Origin of the sequence: Bacteroides sp. AF39-11AC (assembly GCF_003474285.1) — a bacterium.
GTDB lineage: Bacteria > Bacteroidota > Bacteroidia > Bacteroidales > Bacteroidaceae > Bacteroides.
Genome location: NZ_QROH01000002.1, coordinates 763652 through 788589, shown reverse-complemented (window position 1 = coordinate 788589; position 24938 = coordinate 763652). Strand labels below are relative to the sequence as shown.

Here is a 24938-nt window from a genome sequence, read left to right as displayed (position 1 = left end):
ACCGTCAAAGCCCGTCCTGTTTTACGACGACGGTAAGACAATACATTGCCCTGCAGATCTCTTTTATGCAGATAGGCCAGGTCGACAAACGGAATGCCACGCAGCATAAACATAAGAACGAAAAAGACCTTTGTCTGCTGATTCTGAGATAAATAATTTGTCTCTTGTATGCTCATTTCCGTTTGACGAACCAGATAGCTTATATCCGATGTTTCCAATGATTTCTTTCTATCTGCACGCGTACCCGTATAAACGTGTTCAAACAGTCTTGGTATATACCGGGCGCATTTCATATCAACAGCTCTGTGGTAGACAGAGCGTATTGTTTTTATGTAGGTAGAAACCGTATTCCAACTACAGTTCCGCTGCCTCAGATGGTTCTCAAACCGCTTCAGTATTGCGGAATTTAATTTACGTAAGGGCAGTTCCTGATTGTTTACAAATGCAGAAAAGGCATTTGACGTAGCCTGATAGATATGCGCAGTTCCCCATCGGCTGTTTTCACGAAGTTCCTCAATTATTATTGAGAACATCTTCTGTAAAGTAACTTCATTTCTATTCATTCCTAAATAATTTATATAATTTCATCGTGCAATATATATAAAATGAACATGAATATGAAATTACACTCTTTATAGAGAATATGAAAGTGACATTTAGAATTAGGTGGATTTCAGCCCATTTAAGCAATCTTGCATTTTGAACCTACAAGGTTTCATCCCCAAGAAGAAAAGCGAAAATACGAATGCGAGATAAAGCGAGAGAAATGCCTAAACAAAAAAGTAACGCTCCCATTGTTAGTGGAAGCGTTACCTTTTTTAAATTAAAATATCATAGCTGAACCTCAATATTAAGTTTACCGCCAAGTCCACGCTCTACAATATCAAACAATGTTTTGAGAGTAATATTCTCCCCATCATTTTCGACTTTTGATATAAATGTTCGTTTCTTGTCAATACGACTTGCAAGTTCTGCCTGTGTCAAATCCAATTTCTCTCTGGCACTTCGTATTTTGAAACCGATGCGCAAAGCCACAAGTTCTCGTTCGAGCCGATCCCGTTCCGGCATCCCGACTTCACCGTAATATTCATCTTTAATCTGATCTAATGTCTTTGTATTCATTTGAATGTCTCCTTTCCTTTTTCTTCGTAATAATCAGTCATCAGGCGTTCAGCTCTTTTTATTTCTTCGGAGGGTGTCTTTTGGGTCTTTTTTTGAAAGCCACTTAATAGAACTACCAACTTGTTACCATCGAAGAAACAAAAGATACGAAATATATTATTGCCAAGCTGTACACGAACCTCAAATAACCCATTAGTCCCCTCAATGTATTTTAGGTATGTCAAGGGTATTCGGTCTATCTGCTCGATAATATCTAATACTTTGATGATTTTATCACGAACCTTTTGCGGTTGTTGCTTGAAAAACTCATCAAAATAGCCTTTATATGTTACTACTTCTCTAACTTTCATAGAGCAAAGGTAATTTATAAGTTACATGTATGCAAGAAAAACAAGATACTTTTTTCAATATTGCATTGTGTTTAACATTCACGCAAAATAGGTAAATTGACAGTAAGGCAAGATTCCTTCCTCCAGTCACAGCAATACATCTGTGTCTTTTCTGCTTCATCTGGTTTTATTACATGGCTTTTAAGTTCTCTCACGTCATGTTGTATCTTTATAGAAAAGTCCTAAAAATGGTTTGCTTGGGGAAAAGAAAAAAGAGGCGATATTCATAAAATACCACCTCTTCCTATATTAAGTTATTCTGCACATATTATGGACAATCTCCGTCGAAGGGCTATCAGAACATTTTTTCGTGCAAAGTCATTTATATTTCTAAAAGTAGTTTTTTGCTTCAACTTATTAAACCCTAAAATAGGGATCAGTTTTGCGATACATTCATCTGCAAATGAATTGGAAACAACATTCACTCCTTCAAAGTCTAAAATCACACACTCAGAGGATTCGATAGTTGCTATCAAGTCCTGACGAACCTTTTCACCCAAAACCCGGGCTCCAAGGTTTTCACCGAATGATCTAAATTTGAATACTGTCGTTTCCATATTACAATAGCAAAGATATACTATACACTTGAAAAAAGAAACGATTGTTTCTATATTCTATTTCATTATAAACGAATATGTATCCACTTCCGATTATCTATATAAAAAGAGTGAGGCTGTCTCCCACTGGGTACAGCCTCACACAACAACATTTTACTTTTCACGATGGTGAAAAAAAGGACTATTCTTCACAGAGTAGTTATGTTGTTAATAAGAAGAGGGTGTGTTTCGAACACCCTCTTCCACTCTTAAAGAATCAGTATGTTATTAATACTTTGTTCCATCCGTTACAATACCCGGAGTCGGCAATGTTACCGGACGTTCCTTGTCTGCCGGATAAACCTGTACTGTAACATTGTGTTCAGTATAATCCGTAGGAGCCCAACCATAGTAAGCTTTAATGGTAACAACGATTGGCTGTGCACTGATAACTGCATCACCGGAGTTAACCCAAGTAAGGATACCAGGACCTTCACTCTCTACCTTACCATTTTGCAAAGACAGACCATCAACACGTACATTGGTCAATACACCGTCGTCAGCCAATACTTTATTCTTGGCGATGTCAACAACGTAAGTGATCTTCAATCCGTGCAAAGTACGCAGACCTACACCAACTTTATCCTTGTTTGAACCTTGTTCCCACCAGCCTTGTTGCTGAGTCGGTTCCCAAATGATACCGTTAGTTGTAGACTTGTGAGTATCATATATTCTGAACAGTCTGTACAACGGAACTTGATAACCGTATTCAGTCGTTGACGGAGCTTTGTCAATCAGATACCACTTGTCGTTAGTATAATCAGCAAATGCAACCGGATTAACGAACTTAACATCAAAGATTGCGCTATTCGTAGCATTGTTTACACAGCCTGCTTTGTGTGCTTTCGCTGTACCACAAACAGGAGTAGTTGCATCATGGTTCGGGCAGTCAAGAATACCATTGAAGATAGAGTAAGCTCTAACCTTAATGTTCTTGTTTACCATCTTAGCATACTTGAAGTTACCATATTTACCGGCTGTAGCATCCCATGTAGCATCCAATTTTATCTGATGCTTAACAGCACCTGTACCATCAGTTACTTCTGCGATTGTTACGCGCCAAGCACCATCAGCATAGAAGTTTGCCTTATTGTATTGACCTTCTGTACTATTATCTGTGATAATTTCGAAATGCAACGTAGAAGTAGCTTTCGGACAAGAAGAACCGGTATACTTAGTGAAGCCATTTTCAAGGTAACCTTCCATTACAAGCGGGTTGTCATAGTCACTATTGTTCGTTGCATGACCATAAACCAGCATGTTTTCAGTGCCGTTCCACATATTAGGATTGTAAGTCAATGAAGTTTCAGGATAATCAATCCTAAATTCATCTGTAATGACAACCTGTTTGTAAGCAGCTTCAGTAGACTTAGTTTCGTATGTGATTTCTACGGTATATAAACCCGGTAATGCATAAGGTTTAATATACAGTGGCAATCTGTTGTTTTGGTATGTACCATCTTCATACCATTCTACGTTTTGAATATTCATATAAACAGCATTAGCATGATCTGCATCAAGAATTTTGCCATCTTTCTTAATAACGAGTGTTCCTCGTTGATAATTCCACCAGTCAGTAGCTAAACGAATATAAGTATTAACAAACTGTTCCTTACTCATGTTCAAAGCATTGAATACCTTATCCATATCAATATATCCACCCAAAGTATTTTCCCCATCAAATGGCTGACACGGTAGTATCTGATCTTTTAAATGATCCAGTGCTATTGGTAACTTATCTTGCTGGATATTACGAACAACTTTCAATTTCAGCAACTTAGTCATAACCAATAATTTGTTATCACCTTCACCTGCATATAATGAAACCTTGATCATCGGTTCACGACCAATAGAAGCTGTATTTTCCTTATGGAATGAAATTTTGCTTCCGTCCAATACGAGATACTTCATCACTTCTTCTTTGTCGTATATTTCCGCACCTTCACTCTGGTCTACCTGAGCTTTTGTATAAGGTTCGATAGCATATTCCAAAGAAAGCTTGTCAAATCCAAGTTCTGTCAAAGTAGCTTGCCACTCAGAATTCTTGCCATCAAGTTCATTGATGCCTTTACCTTTATCATATCCAGTATTAGTATGAATACGGATAGCATATTCTTCAAGATATTCGCTCAAATCTGTAATACCATCGAAAGGAACGTTGATATTCACAGCAAGATCCGCCTTATAAGTATTCTTCTTATCTGCACTCCAAGCAAGCGGATACATACGGTGTAAGTCGCGGTTTAATGTTACGGCTTTGTCCAAATTGATATCTTTATTTAGACCAATCATAACATCTTCCTGTTCAACTACCATACGCTTCATTGTGATGTACTCAGAAGTAACAACACCGTCAGCAGCTGCACTTTCCTTGCTATTCTTTACCTGAAGAGCCAATTCATCAACTTGGTTTCCGAACTTATCTTTTTGCTCAATACCCTTACCACCATTCTTCACCAATGGATCATCAAAGAGGTTGCCATAGTGCATCATCTGCAAACCTTTGATAGGAACAGACAAGGTACCATCATTCAGCCCCCATGTGCCAATAGTTAACTCTTGAGCAATAGCTCTGGTTGTATAGGCCTTTCCATGATCGAATCCTAGAACAGTAAATGCATCTTTTGATATAGTGGCAGGGTTAACCTTATAGTTCATGTTCAACCAACCTTCATACATCGTAATGTATTTAGCATCTTCCTTTGTATCTTTCTTGCTTGAATTATGCTCATAAATAGGACTGTTTTCCCAAGAAGCGTAGTCATAACCAATAACAGGGAAGAATGCAACTTTACCCAAATCTTCATTGATATTAGTTGTCATGTAGCTCAAGGAGCTCAAGAAACTATTACTTCTTGCCAATACCACTTTACCGCCATCTACACCACTCACATTGAACAATGTAATAGTATTGTCATCAGCAACAGCAGTTATAGTACCTGCAGGCAACCAAGTATTGCTTGTAGCCTCTCTTGTTTCGGTACCATCGGCTGCTACTGTAACCTTTACCCAAACCCCTTTTTCATCGCCTGATGTTCCAGGAACATAGTAAATGGTAGAAGCACTAGTTCCGGCAGAACCTGATGCCCCACGTGACGGTTTTCCGGTATCCTTACCGTCAATCCACCAATTGCCATTCTCGCCGATTTCAACAACAGAACCTGCCTTGCCATCAGTACCATTGCTTCCATTGGTCAAATCAAAAGAGTTACCATTACTTAATGTAACGGTTACACCCTTATCCGTTTTATTAACGCCAGTAATAACAGAACCGCTATTGATCAAAGCATTGATCTTGTCAATCGCAGTTTTGTTGGCATCAATCTGCCCCTGCAAGTCCTTGATGTCGTCATCGTAGTCCTTACAAGACGTGAACGTTCCTGTAGAACCTATCATCAAAGCTCCAAACAGGATTGCACTTAGAAATTTTTTGTTCATAATAAAAAAACTTTAAATTTATAAATTTAAAAAAATAAAGAATAATAAAAATTCATTTCTAAAACCTCACCTTCTTAAAACCGTTACTTTATAGGTAACAGAGTCTAAATCAAATAATTGATTTAACCTTTTCTAAGAAATGTAACTTCTCATAATTTTTAGCCATTAGCTATTGATATATTCTGTAAATTTTGAATACTGCGATAATGTTGACATTGGCAAAAAAAGAGAAAACAAAGAGGTTTTCAAGCTAAAATACTTAGATAGAATATGCAATTAATTAATATTGAGCAATATGACGCAAAAAAACATTAGAAGAGTAGGGACACAAAAATATGCCCGAAGAATATTATTCCCCGGGGTGAACGTAAAACCGATTATTATTCTAATAAATCTCTAAACAATACTTGCGTATTCTTTCACATAAGAGATAACTTGCGAATTAGCATTATCTATTTTCTCATTTTGGAACGGCTTTAAGTAAGTTTCCGTCACTTTGATAGACGAGTGCCCCATCGCTTCTGATATAATACCTGGATGTATTTCGCAATAATATGCCATTGTTGCCCATGTATGCCTAATAGTATAGGAACTTAGATGGGCAGCAGTTTTCATATATTTTTTTAATCGGGATAATCGATAATTAAACATCCTTAAGGATGATTGATACTCATGATAAGCAGCTTCTGTACCTTCTGGGCTTGATAAAAAGGGAAAAAGATAAGGAGATTCCGGCTTTGTTTTAGCTACTATACGTATAAGTTTCATAGCATCTGGTGTCAACATTACAGTCAATAAACGTCCAGTCTTTCGCCTACGGTATCTTAGAGTATTACCTTGAATATCCGCTTTACGCAAATATGCCAAATCTACAAACGGAATACCGCGTAGTAAGAACATGAGTGCGAATATGTTCTTCGTAGTTTGCAACTCTATAGGTAAAGAACCACACGTGGCTGCTTTTTCTGTCTCACAAAGCAGATTCCCTATATCAGAAACCTCTAAAGCCCTTCTTTGATCCGCACACACACTTGTATGCACATGCTTGAAAAGTCGCGGAACATATAAAGCATATCCATTGTCTACTGCTCGGTTATAAATAGCTCTTAATACTTTCATATAAGTAGAAACCGTATTCCAACTACATTTGCGTTGACGAAGATATATCTCAAAGCTTTTTAATAAGTTAGGATCCAATTTGTAAAATGGTATATCCTTATTATTATTAAATGTAGAAAAAGAATTGCGGGCACTTCGATAAACGTGAGCAGTGCCCCATTGACCATTAGCACGAAGCTCCTGAATGGTGGTGGATAGCATTTCCAATAATAACTTTTGTTTCATAATCGAATGTTTTTTGAATACTATTACTCTTTTTTTAATGAATATCACAAAAAAAACAGCTTTATTTGCACAATTATATAAAATCAATTATATTTGCACGGTATTTTATGCCGTTACCTATAAAGTAACGGACGAGGAAAAGCCTCTTCGTAAAAGAAATATTATCGTACTAAAAAATGTAAACGTATAGAATTGTTCTATTGAAACTGAGTGTTTAATAATATATTATTAATGTAAATTAAAAGCAATTATGAGAAAAAGATTTGTTAAAGTGGTGCTTTTTGGAGCATTGACATTCGCTGCCACGACGTCTTTCATCAGCTGTAAGGATTACGATGATGACATCAAACGTATTGACAACGAAATCGGTCAAATCAACCAGAGCCTTACTGACTTGAAAACTGCTATTGGAAACAATGGGGTAAAAAGTGTAACTTACGATGCTGCAACCGGAAAGTTGACTATCGTTGACAGCAACGATAAGAGCGTTTCTTGCACAATCGCCCAGAACCTTCCAAACTACACTATCGAGATAAAGGATGGCAAAGTTATTTTGAAGAAAGATGGTACTGAGGTTTCATCTGCTACTCTCCCTACTTCTGAAGTTGCAGAAAGCTTTAATCCTACGAAGCTGACGATCAACGCTGCAGGAGAAATCTTGTATGATGGAGTTAAAACAGGTGTTACTATTCCGAAAGCAACAAGTAGCATTGCTGCAATTAAGAAAGATGGTGTAATCATTGGTTATACTGTAACAGAGAATGGTGAAAGTTCTAATTTCTATATTCAGGATGCACTGCCTTTGACAAGCTTGGTTTTTGTTCCTGAAGCATACCTGAGCGGTGTAGAAGCTATGAGAGCTACTAACCTGACTTATGACAAATGGACTGTTAAGAGCCAAGCTGTAACAGAAAAGGGTGAAATTTGGAATGCTCCTGCAACTCCTGCTTCTAAGAGTAATATTACTCCGGATATGGTTGCTTACTATCATGTAAACCCGGTTGGTGTTACTATGAAACAAATCTCTAAATTAGTATTGTCTGCAGATGATAAAGAATTCGTTGGCACACGTGCTACTGGATTTAACATTGCTAACATTGATTTGGAAAAATGTTCTATTACTGATGGTATCTTGAAAGTTGTATTCAATGGTAACAGTGAAGCTATCCAGAAGATTGATGCTTCTAAGATTACTGTGATGAATCTGCAAGCTACTGTAGAAGTAAACGGTGGCACTAAAGTGGTTAATTCTGACTATGCTGCTATTTACAAATCAGTTTTGAAAGATTTTGTTTTGGCTAATGCTAAAGATGCTGGTGCACATAAAGCTCACTTGTATGGTGCTGATGCAAAAAATACGGCAGCTGGTTTGGTAGGTAAGGCAGAAGATGCAATTACTAAAGATCCTATTTGTGAAGTTGCTTACAATGACAAAAAGGGTATCGATTTGTCTAAATATGTTGAGACACACTATACTGAATGGACTGACTCAGATCCTATGACGCAGATTGGTACAGTTGGAACTGATAAGACTATCGCTAATGATAAGTTGGCTGATTATGGTTTGAAATTGGTTTATAAATTATCTGACTACTATCAAGGTGATAACAAGACTCTCCAGAGTAGCTTCTTTGCTAATCTGAACGGTACTGTTTTGACTGCTAAGGTTGGTGATATTACTGAAGATCCTATCGCTGCTGTTGGTCGTATGCCTTTGGTACGTGTAGAACTTCAAAATGCTTCTAATGGTGAAGTTGTTAATGTAGGTTGGATCAAAGTTAAGATTACAAGAGGTGATGTTGCAGGTACTGACTATCCGAAGGCATGTGGTGACCTCAAACTGCAATGTGTTCCTGAAACTTACGATCTGAAGTTTGACGAAATGAATGTTCACATCTATCAGAAGTTAGGTTTGACTAAGGAAGACTTCCACGCAATTTATGAATTGAAGTCAAGCTCTACTAATTCTGATGGCCAGAAAGTTGCTGACCTGAAAGTTGGTGAATATGGTACAGTTGTTGAATTGAACGATGCTGATCCTAATGTTGAAACAGTTTGCTTGGCTTGGACTGTAACTTCTGCAGATCAGGTAAATGCCGTAAATAACAATAGTGGTAAACTGATTGCAACTGCTACTTATGTTCCTAAGAATGATAAGTCACGTGCTGATGTAACTATTACATTTACTGCTACTGTTAAGACTCCGTCTGCAAGCTTCAATACTGGCAGCAAGAACTCTGAATACTGGTACAATAACATGAACAATATCAGAATGAATACAGTAGTTCCTGGTGTTACTCCGAACGATTGCTCATTCTCTGTAAATGTTGATAATGTATTCGAAGGAAACAAACCTTCATTCAAATTGAATAATGAGGTAAGTGATGACTTTAAGTTGGATAAGATTTCTTATCAATACATCTTCTCTGATAAAAACAATAATGTTAAAGTTCAGGGTAATGATGGTGCAACTTATACATTGACTGTAGCTGCTAACGGTAAAGAACTGTATGCTAATGCAACTTCTTTAGTTGCTAAGATCATTGGTAACAATGTTGAATATCAACAAACAGCTGCTGCTAAGGCTATCCTGAATATCTCTGCTCATGATGTTGCTCCGTTCACTGCTATACTTGATATGGTATTGACTAATGAGTGCAGCATGCGTTTACCGATGACTGATGGCCAGTTCAATGCTGAATTCTTGCGTCCGATCAATGTATTTGCTAACACAGGTAAGTACTTCGTAGATGCTACAGATGAAGGTTATACAGTGAAGATGCTTGATCTTGTTTACTTGACCGACTGGAGAGATTACAAGTTTGCTAAGGGAACAAGTGCAAGTGGCGTTGAATATGATGGTACTGGTTATTATGATTATTATAAAGTTGAGTCTATTGCAGCTGATATTGCTAACATTACAACTAACATGAATGGTAACAACATCGAAACGAAGAAGTTGTCTGAAGTGACTAATCAGATTGTGATTACTCCTGCTAATTCTACTGTTGTTGGTGACTATGGTACACTTACTTACAAGAATAATGGAAATAATGTACAAGCATTTAAGATTAAGATTCCCGTAATCGTAACTTATAAGTGGGGTACTGTGAAGACTGCAGTTTACATGGATGTTAAATCAACTGAAGGTAACTAAGTCTTTGCTTTCCTAAGCAATTAATATAAGGTATGTCCTTCGGGGCATACCTTTTTAATAAAACAACTACTCTGTGAAGAATAGTCCTTTTTTTCACCATCGTGAAAAGTAAAATGTTGTTGTGTGAGGCTGTCCCCGGTGGGAGACAGCCTCACTCTTTTTCTGTCATATTGTCCCATACCTTGTCACTCTTTCCTTTTTCTGCCATTTTTTCCACTTCCCTCCTTGTTTGATCTTCTTGTTTTTGATATAGATCAAGAAATATGTTATAAAACATACTTTACTGCCAAATATTGCTGTTTGTTCTAAACAAAGGTATTATTTTTGTGTTATAAAACATGTATTTAATAGGATAACAAGATTTTTTAAGGAGGATAACAAAATGAAAACGTTAAAGAAAATTTTTAAGCACATCAGCGAAGCTGATAAGCATGTTTGGGGGTATTCAACAATTTACTAAACCCCTCTTTTAGATTGTGTGTATTTGATTTTTAGGTATTAGTTTAATTTTTAAGGTTATGAAAAAAAAGATTTTTAAAACATGGAGAAACATTCTCGCCGAAGTAGGTCGGAATGAGATGTTGATGATGGGTTATACCCTGAAGAAATAAGAAAGCATTTTAACTAAACTTGATGAAGCGAGGAGTACGTCCAGAAAACGTATTCCTCGCTTCTTTTATATCCCCTTGAAAGCTTTTTTATATAAAAATCAGCTTTTGTTTAAACTTTATTCCCTTACTTTGTTGTTAGTACAAAGACTAATAGAATAATATCTATGGAAAGAATTCAAAGAATTTGTAGTTTAATACTGCTGGCAGCATTTTGGGGTTGTATGCCCGTGCTGCATGCGCAGTCGTTTGATAAGTTGTGGAAACAAGTGGAGCAGGCACAAAAAAAGAGCTTGCCGCAAACTGTGATAAAACTGACGGATGAGATATTCCGGAAAGGGGAACAGGAAAAGAATACCCCGCAGATGTTAAAAGCCTATATGTGCCGGAATACATTTCAGAATGTACTGACACCTGATAGCTTCTATGTCAACCTGAAAGGGCTGGAACAATGGGCGGAGCGTGAACAAAATCCGGTCAGTCGTGCCGTACTGAATTCACTGGTGGCAAGTATCTATGCCAATTATGCAGATAATAACCGATGGGAGTTGCGGCAACGCACTTCGCTCGATCTGGAAGGTGAAGCCTTGCCGGCAGATATTCGTGAATGGAGCGGCAACCTCTTCATGAAGCAGGTGATGAAGTATACAGGAGAGGCATTGAAGGACTCTGCTGATTTGTTGAATACATCTTCGCGTACTTATATTCCTTTTGTAATTTTAGGGAATGCAAGTGAGTACTATCACCATGAAATGTATCATTTGTTGGCATCACGTGCCATTGATGCTTTGCAGAAAGTTTCATGGTTCGAGACGGACTCATTGGTAAAGAAAGACATCATGGGCATTTATGGCCAGATGATAAATACCTATCGGAAAATGCCCGGCATGGAAGATGCTGCCGTACTGACTATGCTGGATTATATGGAATGGCGTAACAGGGAAGGAGATGTTTTGCTTCGTCCGCGAGCTGTGAAAGAAGGTAAAAGTGAAGTTCAGAACCAATACTTACGTGCCTTGGACCGCATTATTAAAGATTATGCCAAGCGTGATGTGTGTGCAGAGGCTTATTTAGCCAAAGCACGTTATTATCGCAATATACGTGAATATGAAAAGGCTTTGCAAACTTGTGATGAAGCCATCAACCTTTACCCCGACTATAAACGGATATCTGCATTGCGTGAGCTGAAAGAAAGTCTTTTGCAGCCGCAACTGAACTTTAGTGCAGACAAGGTTACCTATCCCGGTGATGCTCTGAAATTGAGGGTTACTCATTGTAATTTGGATGGATTTACGGTGAATGTCTTCCGTACTACTCTGTCGAAGGCTACAACGGATATGCCGGTGATTAATCCTGCTTTCTATAAGAAGTATGCCCATAAAGTAAAAACGGAACACTTTTCTTTGTTGCGTCCGGCTAATTACCTTCCGGCAGATAGTACATATCATATGTTGTTGCCGAACGAACCGGGTATTTATGTAGTGCAGGTAGTACCTGATGATAAGAAAGGGCGAACTGCCGAGAATTACCTTTATCTCACTCGTTTCAAAGTATTGACTATGCCTCTCTCAACTAAAGATTATGAGGTTGTGACCTTGGATGCTGAAACCGGAAAACCTGTAGCGGATGTTCAGATTACTTTCTATTCAAGTTATGGAACCAGAGAAAACAAGGTATTGGAGCAGAAAACTACGGATGCATCGGGTAAAGTGATACTACCGTGGAATAAGCAGTTCCGTTCGTTGGTTGCCACGAAAGGCACTGATACGGCAATGCCATTGCAGCGTATCTATAATAACTCTAATGGAACCTGGAATCATACAGACAGAGAATCCGAAGCAGTGAAGATATTGACGGATCGCTCTTTGTATCGTCCGGGACAAACAATTTATATAAAAGGTATCGCTTATTCCCAAAGTGGTGATACGGCTATGGTGCTTTCCAATAAGACTTATACTGTGGAGCTTACCGATGTGAATGATACTAATATTGGAAAGAAAGAAGTCCGTACCAATGAGTTTGGTTCGTTTACCACTGAGTTTGTGCTTCCTACTGCTTGTCTGAACGGGTCTTATTCTATCAGAACAGGAAAAGCAAACGGTTGGACATCTGTACAAGTGGAAGAATATAAGCGTCCTACATTCGACATCGTCTTCGATTCTCAGAAAGAGTCTTACCAGATAGGAGATAGCGTACAGGTGAAAGGTACGGTAAGTTCTTTCAGTGGTGTGCCCTTGCAGGGGTTGGAATTGAATTATACTGTTACCCGCAGCCAGTTCTCGTGGTGGAGAGCTTATGGAAATACTATTTCTCTGGTTTCAGGTAGCGTAATGATAGGTGATGACGGAATGTTCTCCATTCCTGTCCGGTTGCAAGGTGTGGAAGGTGTTACTTCCGGTTACTATACTTATCGGATAGAAGCCTCTGTAACCAATCAGGCCGGTGAAACACAGACTTCTGTAACTACCTTGTCTGCCGGAGACCGTTCATTGATTCTGTCTGTTGATACACAAGATCGTATCTGTAAGGATGACAGTATCCAGCTGACTTTTGTAGCCCGGAACCTGAATATGGAGCCTGTATCGGTGAAAGGGGATTACCGTTTGGTGCAAACTGTGAATGGAAAGCCTGAAGCTCGTTTCAGCGGGCAGTTTACTTCCAATGTGGAAGTAGTATTGCCGGAATGGAAGAATCTGCCTTCCGGCGCTTATGAACTGCAACTGACAGCAAAGGACGATCAGAGTAGGGATGTTGACTACAAACAAAATATCGTGCTTTTCTCCTATAATGATAATCGTCCTCCTGTGACATCGCCCGTCTGGTTCTATTCACGTAATACGCAGTTTGATGCCGGACACCCTGCACAGTTCAGTTTGGGAACTTCCTTTAAAGATACCTACGTGATGCTGGATATATTCAGTGGTAAGCAGCGCCTGAGCAGTACAACACTTCAATTATCCGATTCCATTGTTCGTTTTGATGTGCCTTATAAAGAAGAATACGGGGACGGAATAGAATATCTGTTTGCTTTTGTCAAGGATGGAGAACTCTATTTCGAAAAAGTGGATTTGCAGAAGCGTAGACCGGATAAAGAACTGACAATGAAATGGGATGTGTTCCGTGACAAGTTACGTCCCGGGCAAGAAGAAGAGTGGCGCCTGACCATTAAAACACCACAGGGTATACCTGCCGATGCTGAAATGCTCGCCACTATGTACGATGCCTCTTTGGATAAGATATACCCCAATCGTCAGAGTTTTTATGTGAATTATTCTCGGTTTGTGCCTCAGATTTATTGGTCGTATGGGTATACAGGCTCTGTTTATTACTCTTGTTATTTCCCAATGCGAGACTGGAAGGTGCCTCCATTTGTCTATGATACTTTCTATTCGGAAGAAGGTGTACAGGAAGCATTGATAGTAGGTTATGGTGCTATGAAAAACTCCACCATGACCGGAAGTGTGCAGGTACGGGGATTGGCGAGTCCACGGATGAAAGAGAGGGTTGCTGAAGATTCTTCTGCCGATGTTGCAGATATGGTATTTGAAGAAGAAATGGTGTCAACTGAAGAAACCGGCGCTGCCGTAGAACTTGGTGATGCTCCCGAACTGCGTACGAACTTTGCAGAGACAGCTTTCTTCTATCCGCAACTTCGCACAAATGAGCAAGGGGAAATTTCCTTCTCCTTCACCATGCCGCAAAGCCTGACACGTTGGAACTTCCGCGGGTATTCTCACACGAAAGGAATGATGATCGGGAAATTGGATGCTTCAACAGTCACGGTGAAAGAATTTATGTTGTCTCCTAATATGCCGCGTTTCGTACGGGTAGGGGATAAGACCAGTATTGCCGCAACGATTACCAATCTGACAGGAAAAGCTCTGAAAGGAACCACGAAGTTTGTACTCTTTGATCCGATGACGGATAAAGTGATTTCTACACAACGCCAATCTTTCACAGTAGAAGCCGGAAAAACAGTTCCTGTAAGCTTCCGTTTCACAGTAACGGATAAACAGGATATGCTGGGCGTACGCATGATTGCTGATGGCGGTACATTCAGCGATGGCGAGCAACACTTGTTGCCTGTATTGAGTGATAAGGAATATATCACTGAAACTCTTGCTATGCCGATACGAGGTGAAGAAACCCGTACTTTCTCTCTGGACAGCCTGTTCAATAATAACAGCCGTACGGCTACCGACCGTCGTCTGACAGTAGAGTTTACCGGAAATCCGGCCTGGTATGCCGTACAAGCATTGCCGGTATTGAGCCAACCTCGTACAGATAATGCTACTGCCTGGGCTGCCGCATATTATGCCAATTCCCTTGCTTCATACATTGCCAATAGCCAGCCACGCATTAAAGCTGTATTCGATAGTTGGCGCATGCAAGGTGGTAAGAAAGAAACTTTCCTCAGTCAGTTGCAGAAGAATCAGGATGTGAAGAATATCCTTCTTGAAGAAAGTCCCTGGTTACTGGAGGCCACTACAGAAGCTGACCAGCAGGCCCGTATTGCTACACTGTTTGATCTCAATAACCTGGCAAATAATAATATAACCACTCTTACCAGATTGAAAGAACTGCAAGATGCCGATGGCGCATGGAGCTGGTATAAAGGGATGCCGGGTAGCCGTAATATGACGGGATATATCACCGAACTTCTTGTTCGTTTGCCTTTACTTACCGGACAAAAGAATTCCGGTGATGCCCTTTCTATGCAGCAGACAGCTTTTAAATATCTGCATCAACAAGCATTGGAGGAATACAAAAGTATTCGTAAAGCGGAGAAAGACGGAGCTAAAATAACTACCCTCTCACATCCGGCAATGACCTATCTCTATCTGATAGCTATTTCCGGTGAGAAAGTACCTGCTGCCAATGGGGCTGCTTACAGTTATTTCCTTTCCAAAGTCGGCAAGAACCTGAACACTGCTGAAATGGGAATGAAAGCGCAGTCGGCTATCATTCTACTAAAAGCCGGCCGTACGGTTGAGGCTAATGAGTTTATTGCTTCCATTAAGGAACATCTGGTGCAAACCAATGAACAGGGAGCTTATTTTGCTTTCAATGAAAAGCCCTTCCGTTGGGGAATGCAGCCTATTCCTGTTCATGTGGAAGTAATGGAAGCTTTACGTCTGGCAGGCGGCAATGACGCCTTGGTAGAAGAAATGAAGCTCTGGTTGCTGAAACAAAAGCAGACTACAAGTTGGAACTCACCGGTTGCAACAGCGGATGCCGTTTATGCATTGCTTTGCCAAGGGAGTGATTTGTTGGCTACCCGTGGTGATGTACGCATTGTTCTTGGTAATAAAGTATTGGAAACATATAGTCCTGCTAAGACCACCGTTCCCGGACTGGGATATATTAAAGAAAGCTTTGCACAAGGCAGTCCCGAATTGCGTGCCAAATCTATCACTGTAGAAAAACGGGATGCAGGTATTGCCTGGGGTGCAGTGTATGCTCAATACCTCTCACCGATTTCTGACGTGAAACAGCAGGGTGGTGAATTGGCAGTGGAAAAGAAACTTTATGTAGAACGCACTTTGGCTACCGGAAAGAAGGAACTGCAACCAGTCACTGCTACTACACAGTTGGCTGTGGGTGATAAAGTGGTTTCCCGTCTGACGATACGCCTTGACCGTGCAATGGATTTCGTTCAGTTGAAAGACAAGCGTGGTGCTTGCTTCGAACCGGTGAATTCACTTTCCGGTTATCGCTGGAACGGCGGAATAGGATATTATGTAGAAATAGAGGATGCTTCTACTAATTTCTTCTTCGACAGCCTGAGCAAAGGTGTGTATGTGTTGGAATACAGTTACCGTGTGGCTCGTAGCGGGCAATATGAGGCTGGATTAGCTACCATACAGTGTGCTTATGCACCCGAGTATGCTGCCCATTCGGCATCCATGAAAGTAGAGGTAGAGTAGTAATTTTAAAACACCCTTTTAGGAACTCTCATTTAAAAAAACTACTTTTGTGCATCCTAAAATGAAAACGAATGAAACGAACCTTGATATGTATGTATGCGTTTGCCGCCGTAGCACTTACTGCTGCGGCGCAACCGCGTTTTTCATCTAATAAAGAAACCCACAACTTCGGACAGATTGAGTGGAAACATCCCGTCAGTGCACAGTATGTCATCACCAATACCGGTGACCAACCTTTGGTGCTTACTGAGGTAGATCCTTCCTGTGCCTGTTCCGTAGCTCAGTGGACCCAAACGCCTATTGCCCCCGGTGATAAAGGTATCATTACCGTGGAGTTTGATGCAAAGGCATTGGGCCGCTTTGATAAATCAGTGGCTATTTACTCTAATGCACAGCCTAATCTGGCTTATTTGCACTTCACAGGCGAAGTAGTGCGCGAGATTAAAGACTTTACGAAAACTTATCCTTATCTGATTGGTCAGATTCGTATAGATAAGAATGAAATTGATTTCCCTGATACCCATCGTGGCGCAAAGCCTGTTATACGGATTGGAGTTGTGAATCAGTCGGATCGTTCGTATGAACCGGTATTGATGCACCTGCCTTCCTATCTGGATATGAAAGTGGAACCCAATGTACTTCAGAAAGGTGAGAGGGGACTGATTACATTAACCCTCAATACAGAAAAACTGACTGATTTGGGCTTAACGCAAGCATCAGTTTACCTGTCCCGTTTCATAGGAGATAAAGTGAGTGATGAAAACGAAATACCGCTTTCAGCTATCCTTTTACCCGACTTTTCCGGTATGACAGATACGGATAGAGCAAATGCTCCGGTAGTCCGTCTTTCGGAAACTGATATAGACCTGAGCGCTTTATTGGCAAAGAAGAATAAAGTGAAACATGATATACAGCTTACCAATACCGGACGCTCTCCGTTGCAGATTAGTAAACTGCAGGTATTCAATCCTGCCTTGGGAGTAAGTCTTAAGAAAAGTGTTTTGCAGCCGGGAGAAACTACCCGTTTGCGTGTGACGGTAGATAAGAAGAATATTGCAAAGAAGAAACGTCATTTGCGTATTCTGATGATAACAAATGATCCGATGCAACCTAAGGTTGAGATCAATATTAAGGCAAAGTGATAAGATTTATGATTTATAATACGCTATTCTACCGCCCTATAAATCATAAGTCCTATCGTAAATCGTAAATCATAAATTATAAATCTTATCATGGAACATCCTGAAAACAATGAAGCCTATAAAGGCCTGGTTGTCAATGCAGGCATTGAACAACCTTCATCTGTTAATCCCTATCGTCGTCCTAAACCCAGAAAGCGTCAGCTTTCCGTGGCGGAGTTTGTAGAAGGCATTGTAAAAGGTGATGTAACCATTTTAAGCCAGGCAGTGACTTTGGTGGAAAGCGTGAAAGTTGAACATCAGGCAGTGGCACAAGAAGTCATTGAGAAATGCCTGCCTTATTCCGGAAATTCTATCCGTGTAGGTATCAGTGGTGTACCGGGAGCGGGTAAAAGTACTTCCATTGATGTTTTCGGTCTGCATGTATTGGAAAAATATGCAGGTAAGCTGGCGGTGCTTGCCATCGACCCCAGTAGTGAGCGTAGTAAAGGTAGTATTCTGGGTGATAAGACACGTATGGAGCAACTTTCCGTTCATCCTGCATCTTTTATTCGTCCCAGTCCATCGGCAGGGTCTTTGGGGGGAGTAGCCCGTAAAACGCGTGAGACGATTATTCTTTGTGAAGCTGCCGGTTTCGATAAGATATTTGTAGAGACAGTAGGTGTAGGACAGAGTGAAACAGCTGTACATTCTATGGTAGATTTCTTTCTGCTTATTCAGTTGGCCGGTACGGGCGATGAATTGCAAGGCATCAAACGCGGCATCATGGAGATGGCCGACGGTATTGTTATCAACAAAGCCGACGGTGATAATCTGGAACGTGCTAAACTGGCTGCAAATCAGTTTCGTAATGCTCTGCATTTGTTCCCTGCTCCTGAATCAGGATGGACGCCACAGGTAATGACCTATTCCGGTTTCTATAACTTGGGAGTGAAAGAAATCTGGGATATGATTTACGATTACGTTGCTTTTGTGAAGGACAACGGTTACTTTGATTACCGCCGTAATGAACAAAGTAAATACTGGATGTACGAGAGTATCAATGAACGCCTGCGCGATAGTTTCTATCATAATCCGGTTATAGAAGCTATGCTGGGGGATAAAGAACAGCAAGTGTTGCAAGGTAAACTCACTTCATTTGTTGCTGCAAAAAGCTTGCTGGATACGTATTTCGGGGAAATGAGAAAGAGTGATTAGTGGTGAGTGATTAGTGATTAGCCCATACGGTATAATAGCGTAGCCTGCTAATCACTAATCATTAACCGTTAATCACAAATTTTCCCTTCCTTTTCAAAGTCTGCCTTCGACTTACTCTTCGTCACAATATATACGCCGAGGAACACTAAGGCAATAGCTATTCCCTTTTCCCAGCCGAATACTCCCAAGCCCATGATAATGGCAGCGATAGAAGCTACGATGGGCTGCATATAATTGTACATACTTACCACTGTGGGGCGCAGTAATCTTTGTGCAGTCATAATGAAGATATAAGCAAGGAAACTACCGCCTATTACCACATAACCTACTTGTACGTATGCTGCAGTGGAGATCTCTGCCCACTGAATACCCGCCACATCTTGATAGGAGAATGGAATATAACACATGGATGCATATATAAACATCCACTTATTCAGCGTGATGGGAGAATATTTCTGCGATAACCCCTTGAATACAGTCAGATAAATAGAGAAACTGATTTGCGCTACCAGACAAAGTAAATCTCCGATAATGCTACCGTTACCACTGCCTGCAGTCTGACTACTTAAAATAAGTGTCAGTGCTCCCATAGCTCCCACAAAGATACCCAGTACCTTCAGATTCGTGATAGGCTCTTTCAGGTAGATAGCGGCAATAATCATGGTCACGATGGGAAGTGTGGTTGTCACAATGGAGGCATCAATGGGTGAAGTCATTGAAAGACCGAAAATATATACCCCTTGATTGAATACCAGTGCAAAGAGTGAAGCAAAGAATATCTTCAGCATATCGCGGTGGTCCACATGCTCATACTTACAAAATGCGGACAACAACCAGAAACAAGCTGCCGCACCCACCATGCGGAATGTGGTCACCGATAAAGCTGAAAACTCCATAAGTGCGGATTTGCCGATAGGAGCCATAAGCCCCCATAAAATGTTGGCAGTCAGGGCGAATATATGCCCTTGTACATTCTTATTCATACTCTTTTTGTTTTTGAGGCTGCAAAAGAACAACTATTTTGGGAAACTAAAAAATAATCCTGTATATTTGCTTTGATTAAAAGCAAAAACTATGGAAGAACAAGCCAATTATATCCAACGTATCGAGATACACAGGTTGTGGGATCGCTTTAACATAGCCTGGGATTTGCGTCCCGATGTGAATATCCTTTCCGGTATCAATGGAGTAGGGAAGACTACGATTCTTAACCGTTCCGTCCACTATCTGGAAGAGCTTTCGGGTGAGATAAAGAATGGTGAGATAGAAGGAGTACGTATTACGTTCGATCGTCCGGATGCCACGTATATCCCTTATGACGTAATCCGCAGCTATGACCGTCCTTTGATAATGGGTGACTTTACCGCCCGCATGGCTGATCCGAACGTCAAATCCGAACTCGACTGGCAACTCTATCTTTTGCAACGCCGTTATCTTGACTATCAGGTTAACATTGGCAACAAGATGATCGAGCTTCTTTCAGGCGATGAGGAACAGCGTTCGCAAGCTGCTTCCCTCTCTTTGCCCAAGCGAAAGTTTCAGGACCTGATGGACCAGTTGTTCAGTTATACCCGCAAAAGCATAGATCGCCGCAGCAATGAAATCATCTTCTATCAGGACGGTGAACGCCTGTTGCCTTATAAACTTTCTTCCGGTGAAAAACAGATGCTGATTATCCTGCTTACTGTGCTGGTGCGCGATAATGCCCATTGTGTCCTCTTTATGGACGAGCCCGAGGCCTCCCTTCACATCGAGTGGCAGCAGAAACTTATCAGCATGATACGTGAACTGAATCCCAATGTGCAACTGATACTCACTACCCATTCTCCCGCCGTCATCATGGAAGGTTGGCTGGATGCAGTGACGGAAGTGAGCGATATTTCGGTTGAGATATAAATAAAGGTGATAATATACCTATGGCTACTTCTTTAAAACATAATCTCACCTCCGCCTATTTCAATGCCGCCAACAAACTCTATCCCAAGAAGGCGCGTCGTCGTATTGTGGCATATGTGGAAAGTTACGATGATGTAGCTTTCTGGCGCACATTGTTGGCAGAGTTCGAGACGGATGATTACTACTTCCAGGTGATGCTGCCTTCGGCCACCTCTCTTGCCAAAGGTAAGAAGATGGTGCTGATGAACACGCTGAACACTACTGAATTGGGCAAGAGCCTGATAGCCTGTGTGGACAGTGACTACGACTTTCTGCTGCAAGGCAAAACGAACGTTTCACATAAGATAAACAGTAGCCCCTACATATTCCAGACGTACGCCTATGCCATCGAGAATTTCCATTGCTATGCTGAAAGCTTGCATGAAGTTTGTGTACAGGCTACGTTGAACGACCGTATGCTGATAGACTTTCCTGCTTTCCTGAAACGCTATTCGCAGATTATTTATCCGCTCTTTCTGTGGAACGTCTGGTTCTATTGCCAACGGGATACATATACTTTCCCGATGTACGATTTCAATGCCTGCACCCGTTTACAGGAAGTTAATGTGCATCATCCCGAACGGACGTTAGATCCTGTGCAGCGGGCCGTTGATAAGAAACTTTCTGAGATGCGCAGGCGCTTTCCGCGAAATATAAAGGCGGTGGAGGCTTTAGGCGTGGAGTTGGAGAGACTGGGATTGAATCCTGATACAACTTACCTGTATATACAGGGGCATCACCTCATGGACGGTGTTGTGATGAAACTTCTTATCCCCGTATGTACCGTATTGCGTCGTGAGCGCGAACAGGAAATTAAACGTCTGGCTGCTCACAACGAGCAATTCCATAACGAACTGACCAGCTATGAGAATAGCCAGACCAACGTCGGCTTGATGTTGAAAAAGAACAGCGGATATAAGAACCTTTATTTGTATCAGTGGTTAAAAGAAGATATAGGAGACTTCCTGAGCAAGTGACGAGAGACGAGCTGCAAAAGTGACAAGTAGCAGATGTATTTATTAATAATAACCCCCTTACTATCATGAGTATTGTACAACAAATTAACGAAGGACTTCAGAGTTTAGGTTTCAGCCAGTCATTGGCCGACCAGTTAGATCAATTTATAGCATTTCTGGGAGTTCTCCTGGTGGCTTATCTGGCAGATTCCATTTGCCGGAAGATCTTACTGAAGGTCGTTTCGCGTTTGGTAAAACAAACAAAAGCTACTTGGGATGACATTGTTTTCGATCGGAAGGTAATGGTGCACCTCAGTCGTATGGTGGCACCTATTCTTATTTATATCTTGCTTCCCCTGGCTTTTTCCGATGCGGGTTCGGCTACGTTGGCGCTTATTATGCGTTTCTGCCTCATCTTTATTATTATAATGTTTCTTAGTTTTCTTAGTGCTTTGCTTACTGCGGTCTATACCGTATATAGCGAGAAGGAACAGTTTCGCGACCGCCCTTTGAAGGGACTCTTGCAGACAGTGCAGGTCATTCTTTATTTTGTCGGGGGTATCATCGTTGTCAGCATACTGATTGACCGTTCACCCGGTGTATTGCTCACCGGTCTGGGAGCTTCGGCTGCCGTGCTGATGTTAGTATTCAAAGACAGTATCATGGGCTTTGTTTCAGGTGTGCAACTTTCTGCCAACAATATGCTGAAAGTGGGAGACTGGATCACTATGCCTAAGTATGGAGCGGATGGTGACGTCATAGAAGTGTCATTGAACACGGTGAAGGTGCGCAATTTCGACAAGACCATCACTACCATTCCTCCTTACCTGCTTGTAAGCGACTCTTTCCAAAACTGGCGTGGTATGCAGGAGAGTGGCGGACGCCGCATCAAGCGTTCTATCAATATCGATATGAACAGTGTACGGTTCTGTACTCCCGAAATGTTGGCAAAGTATCGCAAGATACAGCTCTTGGCAAACTACGTTGAACAGACGGAACAAGTGATAAAGGAGTATAATGAAGAGCATCATATCGACAACTCCATCCTTGTGAACGGTCGTCGCCAGACGAATCTCGGTGTCTTCCGTGCTTACCTGAATTGCTACCTGAAGAGCCATCCGGGTGTAAATCATGATATGACCTGTATGGTGCGTCAGCTTCAACCTACCGATCACGGTATACCGTTGGAATTGTATTTCTTTTCTGCAACCACATCCTGGATACCTTATGAAGACTTGCAATCTGATGTTTTCGACCATCTGTTGGCTATTATTTCAGAGTTTGATCTGCACGTATTCCAGTCACCATCCGGTGAAGATTTCCGTGAAAGGCTTAGTTGAGACGAAAGGCTCTTGAATTCTCGGCTTTCTCACTATGTTGAGAATGTATTCTCATTGCGATGAGAAAGAATACTCAATACGATGAGAATATATTCTCAGTGCGGTGAGAATATATTCTTGCTATAGTGAGAAGAAATCGATCTTGTAGTTCCCTGATATTAGTAAACGCCGGACAAGTTCAGAAGAACTGTCCGGCGTTGCTTTTGTAGAAGCTTAGCTTCGGCGTGTGAATTTCAATGAGTGATTAATATACTGTGTTTTGTGGGTCGAAGTTCGTCCAGCCTTCCAGCCAATTATCATTCGTGTCGCGGAAAGCACCGATATAGTTTCCGTCAGTTCCCATGATAGCCGTAGCGGGGCAGTAATTCTGACCGGTATTCATCGGGTCAGTCAATCCCAGTTCAGCCTCAGTCATTACTTTGTTCGAAGCCTCACTCTTGAAGAAAGTGTGTGAATAAGAAACCTGGCTTTCATCATACGTTCCGGTTTCTCTGTTGTAGAGATAATCTTCGTATTTCTTATTATTGTCCGAGCCAACTACACCCATACCGGCAAAGATGATATTCTTCAGATGGAAATCGCCGTTTTTAGAATATTGAACCGTGTTTCCTTTTTCGCCATCCACAATCAGACCGATAGGATAACCTACTGCCAATGTGTTTTCGCAGTTCAGCTTACTGCTGCGACGTATCTGCATGGCGGACTGGAACAGACCCAGCTTGGATTTATTATCCGGGTACATGTCACCGGCAGTGATGTATTCGGAAGTGTTCTGGAAATCAGTGTTCTTGGCAGTCATCGGACCGATGAACGTTACATTCTTGAATGTTGCGGTTGTGAATGGAGCGATATCTGCACCTGTTCCGTTGTTATCGCTTTCGAAGCCATTGGATTGCGAAGTGTCGGCAATGCGCGGGTCACGGATAGACAGGCAGTATTGTACAGTTCCGCTGAAGCCGTTGTCCGTATCGAATTCATCGTCCCAACCTTTATAAGCTACCAGATATTTGCAGCTCACTGCGCCACCGAACCATTCGAAAGAGTCATCGTTAGAGTACGATACCTGTAAGTGGTCGATGGTGGTACCACTACCCACGGAGCCGAATGTAATACCGTTGATCTCTTTGTCTGTTTCAAAGGGATAACCTGCAAACTCCACGCGGATATACTGGAAGATACCGGAATTGTCGGCATCGTTGCTGCCTCCGTGTATGGTGCGTGGTCCGCCTTCTATTTGCTGTGTACCCTGGTTATTTTTAGCTTTACCGCAAATGATTAAACCACCCCAGTCACCCGGCCTGCGCTGTCCGGGAGCCTCCTCGGAAGTCATGACAATAGGGGCTTCCTTGGTTCCTTTCATTTCTACATATCCCCCCGGTTCTATAATAAGGGCCGCCATTGTTTGTTTGTCACCCTTGATAATAGTGCCTGCGGGAATTTTCAGTTTAGCGCCATCGGCTACATATACCCAACCTTTCAGCAGGTAGGTTCCTTTTTCCAGAGTTACGTCACCGGTGAATACGAAGTGTTGATCGCCATTGCCCAGTTCTGTTCCATTCTTGAACAAGATGCCTTTGCTGTAGGCTGTTGTACCATCGTAGGTCACTTCGGGATCTGTACTTCCGTTTCCGTTTCCTCCGTTGTCTCCATTGGTGTCGTCGGAGCAGGAAGACATCACATTTCCAATTACAATGGCTGTGCACATCATAATGATCCAGCCAAACTTCTTAATTTCCATTTTCATACTTTTCTTAATTTGGGAATAAAACTTCTTTATTATTCAGGTTTTG

15 protein-coding genes are annotated in these 24938 nt (G+C 41.3%); 7 read left to right on the top strand and 8 right to left on the bottom strand.

The features are described 5' to 3' along the window. The 6 genes from DW036_RS05770 to DW036_RS05745 form a co-directional block, all read right to left on the bottom strand. On the bottom strand, window positions 1-563 hold a 563-nt coding region (locus tag DW036_RS05770; RefSeq protein WP_187374556.1), incomplete at its 3' end, for a phage integrase SAM-like domain-containing protein. Window positions 564-831: 268 nt separating this feature from the next. Continuing rightward, entirely contained in the window at window positions 832-1122 is a 291-nt protein-coding gene (locus DW036_RS05765) for a helix-turn-helix domain-containing protein (protein ID WP_007667035.1), read from the bottom strand. Continuing rightward, complete coding sequence (locus DW036_RS05760; RefSeq protein WP_007667031.1) at window positions 1119-1472, bottom strand: type II toxin-antitoxin system RelE/ParE family toxin; 354 nt, start codon at window positions 1470-1472, stop codon at window positions 1119-1121. Before DW036_RS05760 ends, DW036_RS05765 begins: the two co-directional genes overlap by 4 nt. 293 nt (window positions 1473-1765) lie before the next feature. Continuing rightward, a complete protein-coding gene (locus DW036_RS05755) occupies window positions 1766-2068 on the bottom strand; it encodes an STAS-like domain-containing protein (protein ID WP_118461995.1) in 303 nt (100 codons plus the stop codon). A 267-nt stretch (window positions 2069-2335) separates the two neighbouring features. Continuing rightward, on the bottom strand, window positions 2336-5545 hold the full coding sequence (locus tag DW036_RS05750; protein WP_118461993.1) for a PL29 family lyase N-terminal domain-containing protein: 3210 nt from the start codon (window positions 5543-5545) through the stop codon (window positions 2336-2338). Between the two features lie 396 nt (window positions 5546-5941). Beyond that, window positions 5942-6889, bottom strand: coding sequence for a site-specific integrase (locus tag DW036_RS05745; RefSeq protein WP_118462080.1), 948 nt, complete (start codon window positions 6887-6889; stop codon window positions 5942-5944). 250 nt (window positions 6890-7139) lie between these two features. Between DW036_RS05745 and DW036_RS05740 the strand changes: the two genes are divergently transcribed. The 4 genes from DW036_RS05740 to meaB all read left to right on the top strand — a co-directional run bounded on the left by DW036_RS05740 (window position 7140) and on the right by meaB (window position 18917). Next, window positions 7140-10046: a hypothetical protein gene (locus DW036_RS05740; protein WP_118461991.1), complete on the top strand. Its 2907-nt coding sequence runs from the start codon at window positions 7140-7142 to the stop codon at window positions 10044-10046. Between the two features lie 775 nt (window positions 10047-10821). Continuing rightward, window positions 10822-16581 (top strand): alpha-2-macroglobulin family protein, encoded by a 5760-nt coding sequence (locus DW036_RS05735; RefSeq protein WP_118461989.1) that lies wholly within the window; start codon window positions 10822-10824, stop codon window positions 16579-16581. A gap of 71 nt (window positions 16582-16652) precedes the next feature. Further along, window positions 16653-17723: a DUF1573 domain-containing protein gene (locus DW036_RS05730; protein WP_118461987.1), complete on the top strand. Its 1071-nt coding sequence runs from the start codon at window positions 16653-16655 to the stop codon at window positions 17721-17723. A 90-nt stretch (window positions 17724-17813) separates the two neighbouring features. Next, window positions 17814-18917: a methylmalonyl Co-A mutase-associated GTPase MeaB gene (meaB, locus tag DW036_RS05725; RefSeq protein WP_118461985.1), complete on the top strand. Its 1104-nt coding sequence runs from the start codon at window positions 17814-17816 to the stop codon at window positions 18915-18917. Between the two features lie 68 nt (window positions 18918-18985). Here meaB and DW036_RS05720 read toward each other — a convergent pair whose 3' ends face one another. Continuing rightward, entirely contained in the window at window positions 18986-19900 is a 915-nt protein-coding gene (locus tag DW036_RS05720) for a DMT family transporter (protein ID WP_118461983.1), read from the bottom strand. 91 nt (window positions 19901-19991) lie between these two features. Here DW036_RS05720 and DW036_RS05715 point away from each other — a divergent pair, with 91 nt between their 5' ends. The 3 genes from DW036_RS05715 (at window position 19992) to DW036_RS05705 (ending at window position 23148) form a co-directional block, all read left to right on the top strand. Further along, window positions 19992-20813: an AAA family ATPase gene (locus tag DW036_RS05715; protein ID WP_118461981.1), complete on the top strand. Its 822-nt coding sequence runs from the start codon at window positions 19992-19994 to the stop codon at window positions 20811-20813. A gap of 20 nt (window positions 20814-20833) precedes the next feature. Next, window positions 20834-21829, top strand: coding sequence for a DUF4435 domain-containing protein (locus tag DW036_RS05710; protein ID WP_118461979.1), 996 nt, complete (start codon window positions 20834-20836; stop codon window positions 21827-21829). A 65-nt stretch (window positions 21830-21894) separates the two neighbouring features. Next, the gene (locus DW036_RS05705; RefSeq protein ID WP_118461978.1) at window positions 21895-23148 is read left to right on the top strand and encodes a mechanosensitive ion channel family protein; all 1254 of its coding nucleotides are present in this window, start codon (window positions 21895-21897) and stop codon (window positions 23146-23148) included. A gap of 244 nt (window positions 23149-23392) precedes the next feature. Here DW036_RS05705 and DW036_RS05700 read toward each other — a convergent pair whose 3' ends face one another. After that, a complete protein-coding gene (locus DW036_RS05700) occupies window positions 23393-24892 on the bottom strand; it encodes a hypothetical protein (protein ID WP_118461976.1) in 1500 nt (499 codons plus the stop codon). Window positions 24893-24938 lie beyond the last annotated feature (46 nt).

Excerpts from the sequence above, each read along its gene's own strand:
- DW036_RS05765 (WP_007667035.1), bottom strand. The coding sequence starts at position 1,122 with ATGAATACAAAGACATTAGATCAGATTAAAGATGAATATTACGGTGAA.
- DW036_RS05760 (WP_007667031.1), bottom strand. The coding sequence starts at position 1,472 with ATGAAAGTTAGAGAAGTAGTAACATATAAAGGCTATTTTGATGAGTTT.
- DW036_RS05755 (WP_118461995.1), bottom strand. The coding sequence starts at position 2,068 with ATGGAAACGACAGTATTCAAATTTAGATCATTCGGTGAAAACCTTGGA.
- DW036_RS05750 (WP_118461993.1), bottom strand. The coding sequence starts at position 5,545 with ATGAACAAAAAATTTCTAAGTGCAATCCTGTTTGGAGCTTTGATGATA.
- DW036_RS05745 (WP_118462080.1), bottom strand. The coding sequence starts at position 6,889 with ATGAAACAAAAGTTATTATTGGAAATGCTATCCACCACCATTCAGGAG.
- DW036_RS05740 (WP_118461991.1), top strand. The coding sequence starts at position 7,140 with ATGAGAAAAAGATTTGTTAAAGTGGTGCTTTTTGGAGCATTGACATTC.
- DW036_RS05735 (WP_118461989.1), top strand. The coding sequence starts at position 10,822 with ATGGAAAGAATTCAAAGAATTTGTAGTTTAATACTGCTGGCAGCATTT.
- DW036_RS05730 (WP_118461987.1), top strand. The coding sequence starts at position 16,653 with ATGAAACGAACCTTGATATGTATGTATGCGTTTGCCGCCGTAGCACTT.
- meaB (WP_118461985.1), top strand. The coding sequence starts at position 17,814 with ATGGAACATCCTGAAAACAATGAAGCCTATAAAGGCCTGGTTGTCAAT.
- DW036_RS05720 (WP_118461983.1), bottom strand. The coding sequence starts at position 19,900 with ATGAATAAGAATGTACAAGGGCATATATTCGCCCTGACTGCCAACATT.
- DW036_RS05715 (WP_118461981.1), top strand. The coding sequence starts at position 19,992 with ATGGAAGAACAAGCCAATTATATCCAACGTATCGAGATACACAGGTTG.
- DW036_RS05710 (WP_118461979.1), top strand. The coding sequence starts at position 20,834 with ATGGCTACTTCTTTAAAACATAATCTCACCTCCGCCTATTTCAATGCC.
- DW036_RS05705 (WP_118461978.1), top strand. The coding sequence starts at position 21,895 with ATGAGTATTGTACAACAAATTAACGAAGGACTTCAGAGTTTAGGTTTC.
- DW036_RS05700 (WP_118461976.1), bottom strand. The coding sequence starts at position 24,892 with ATGAAAATGGAAATTAAGAAGTTTGGCTGGATCATTATGATGTGCACA.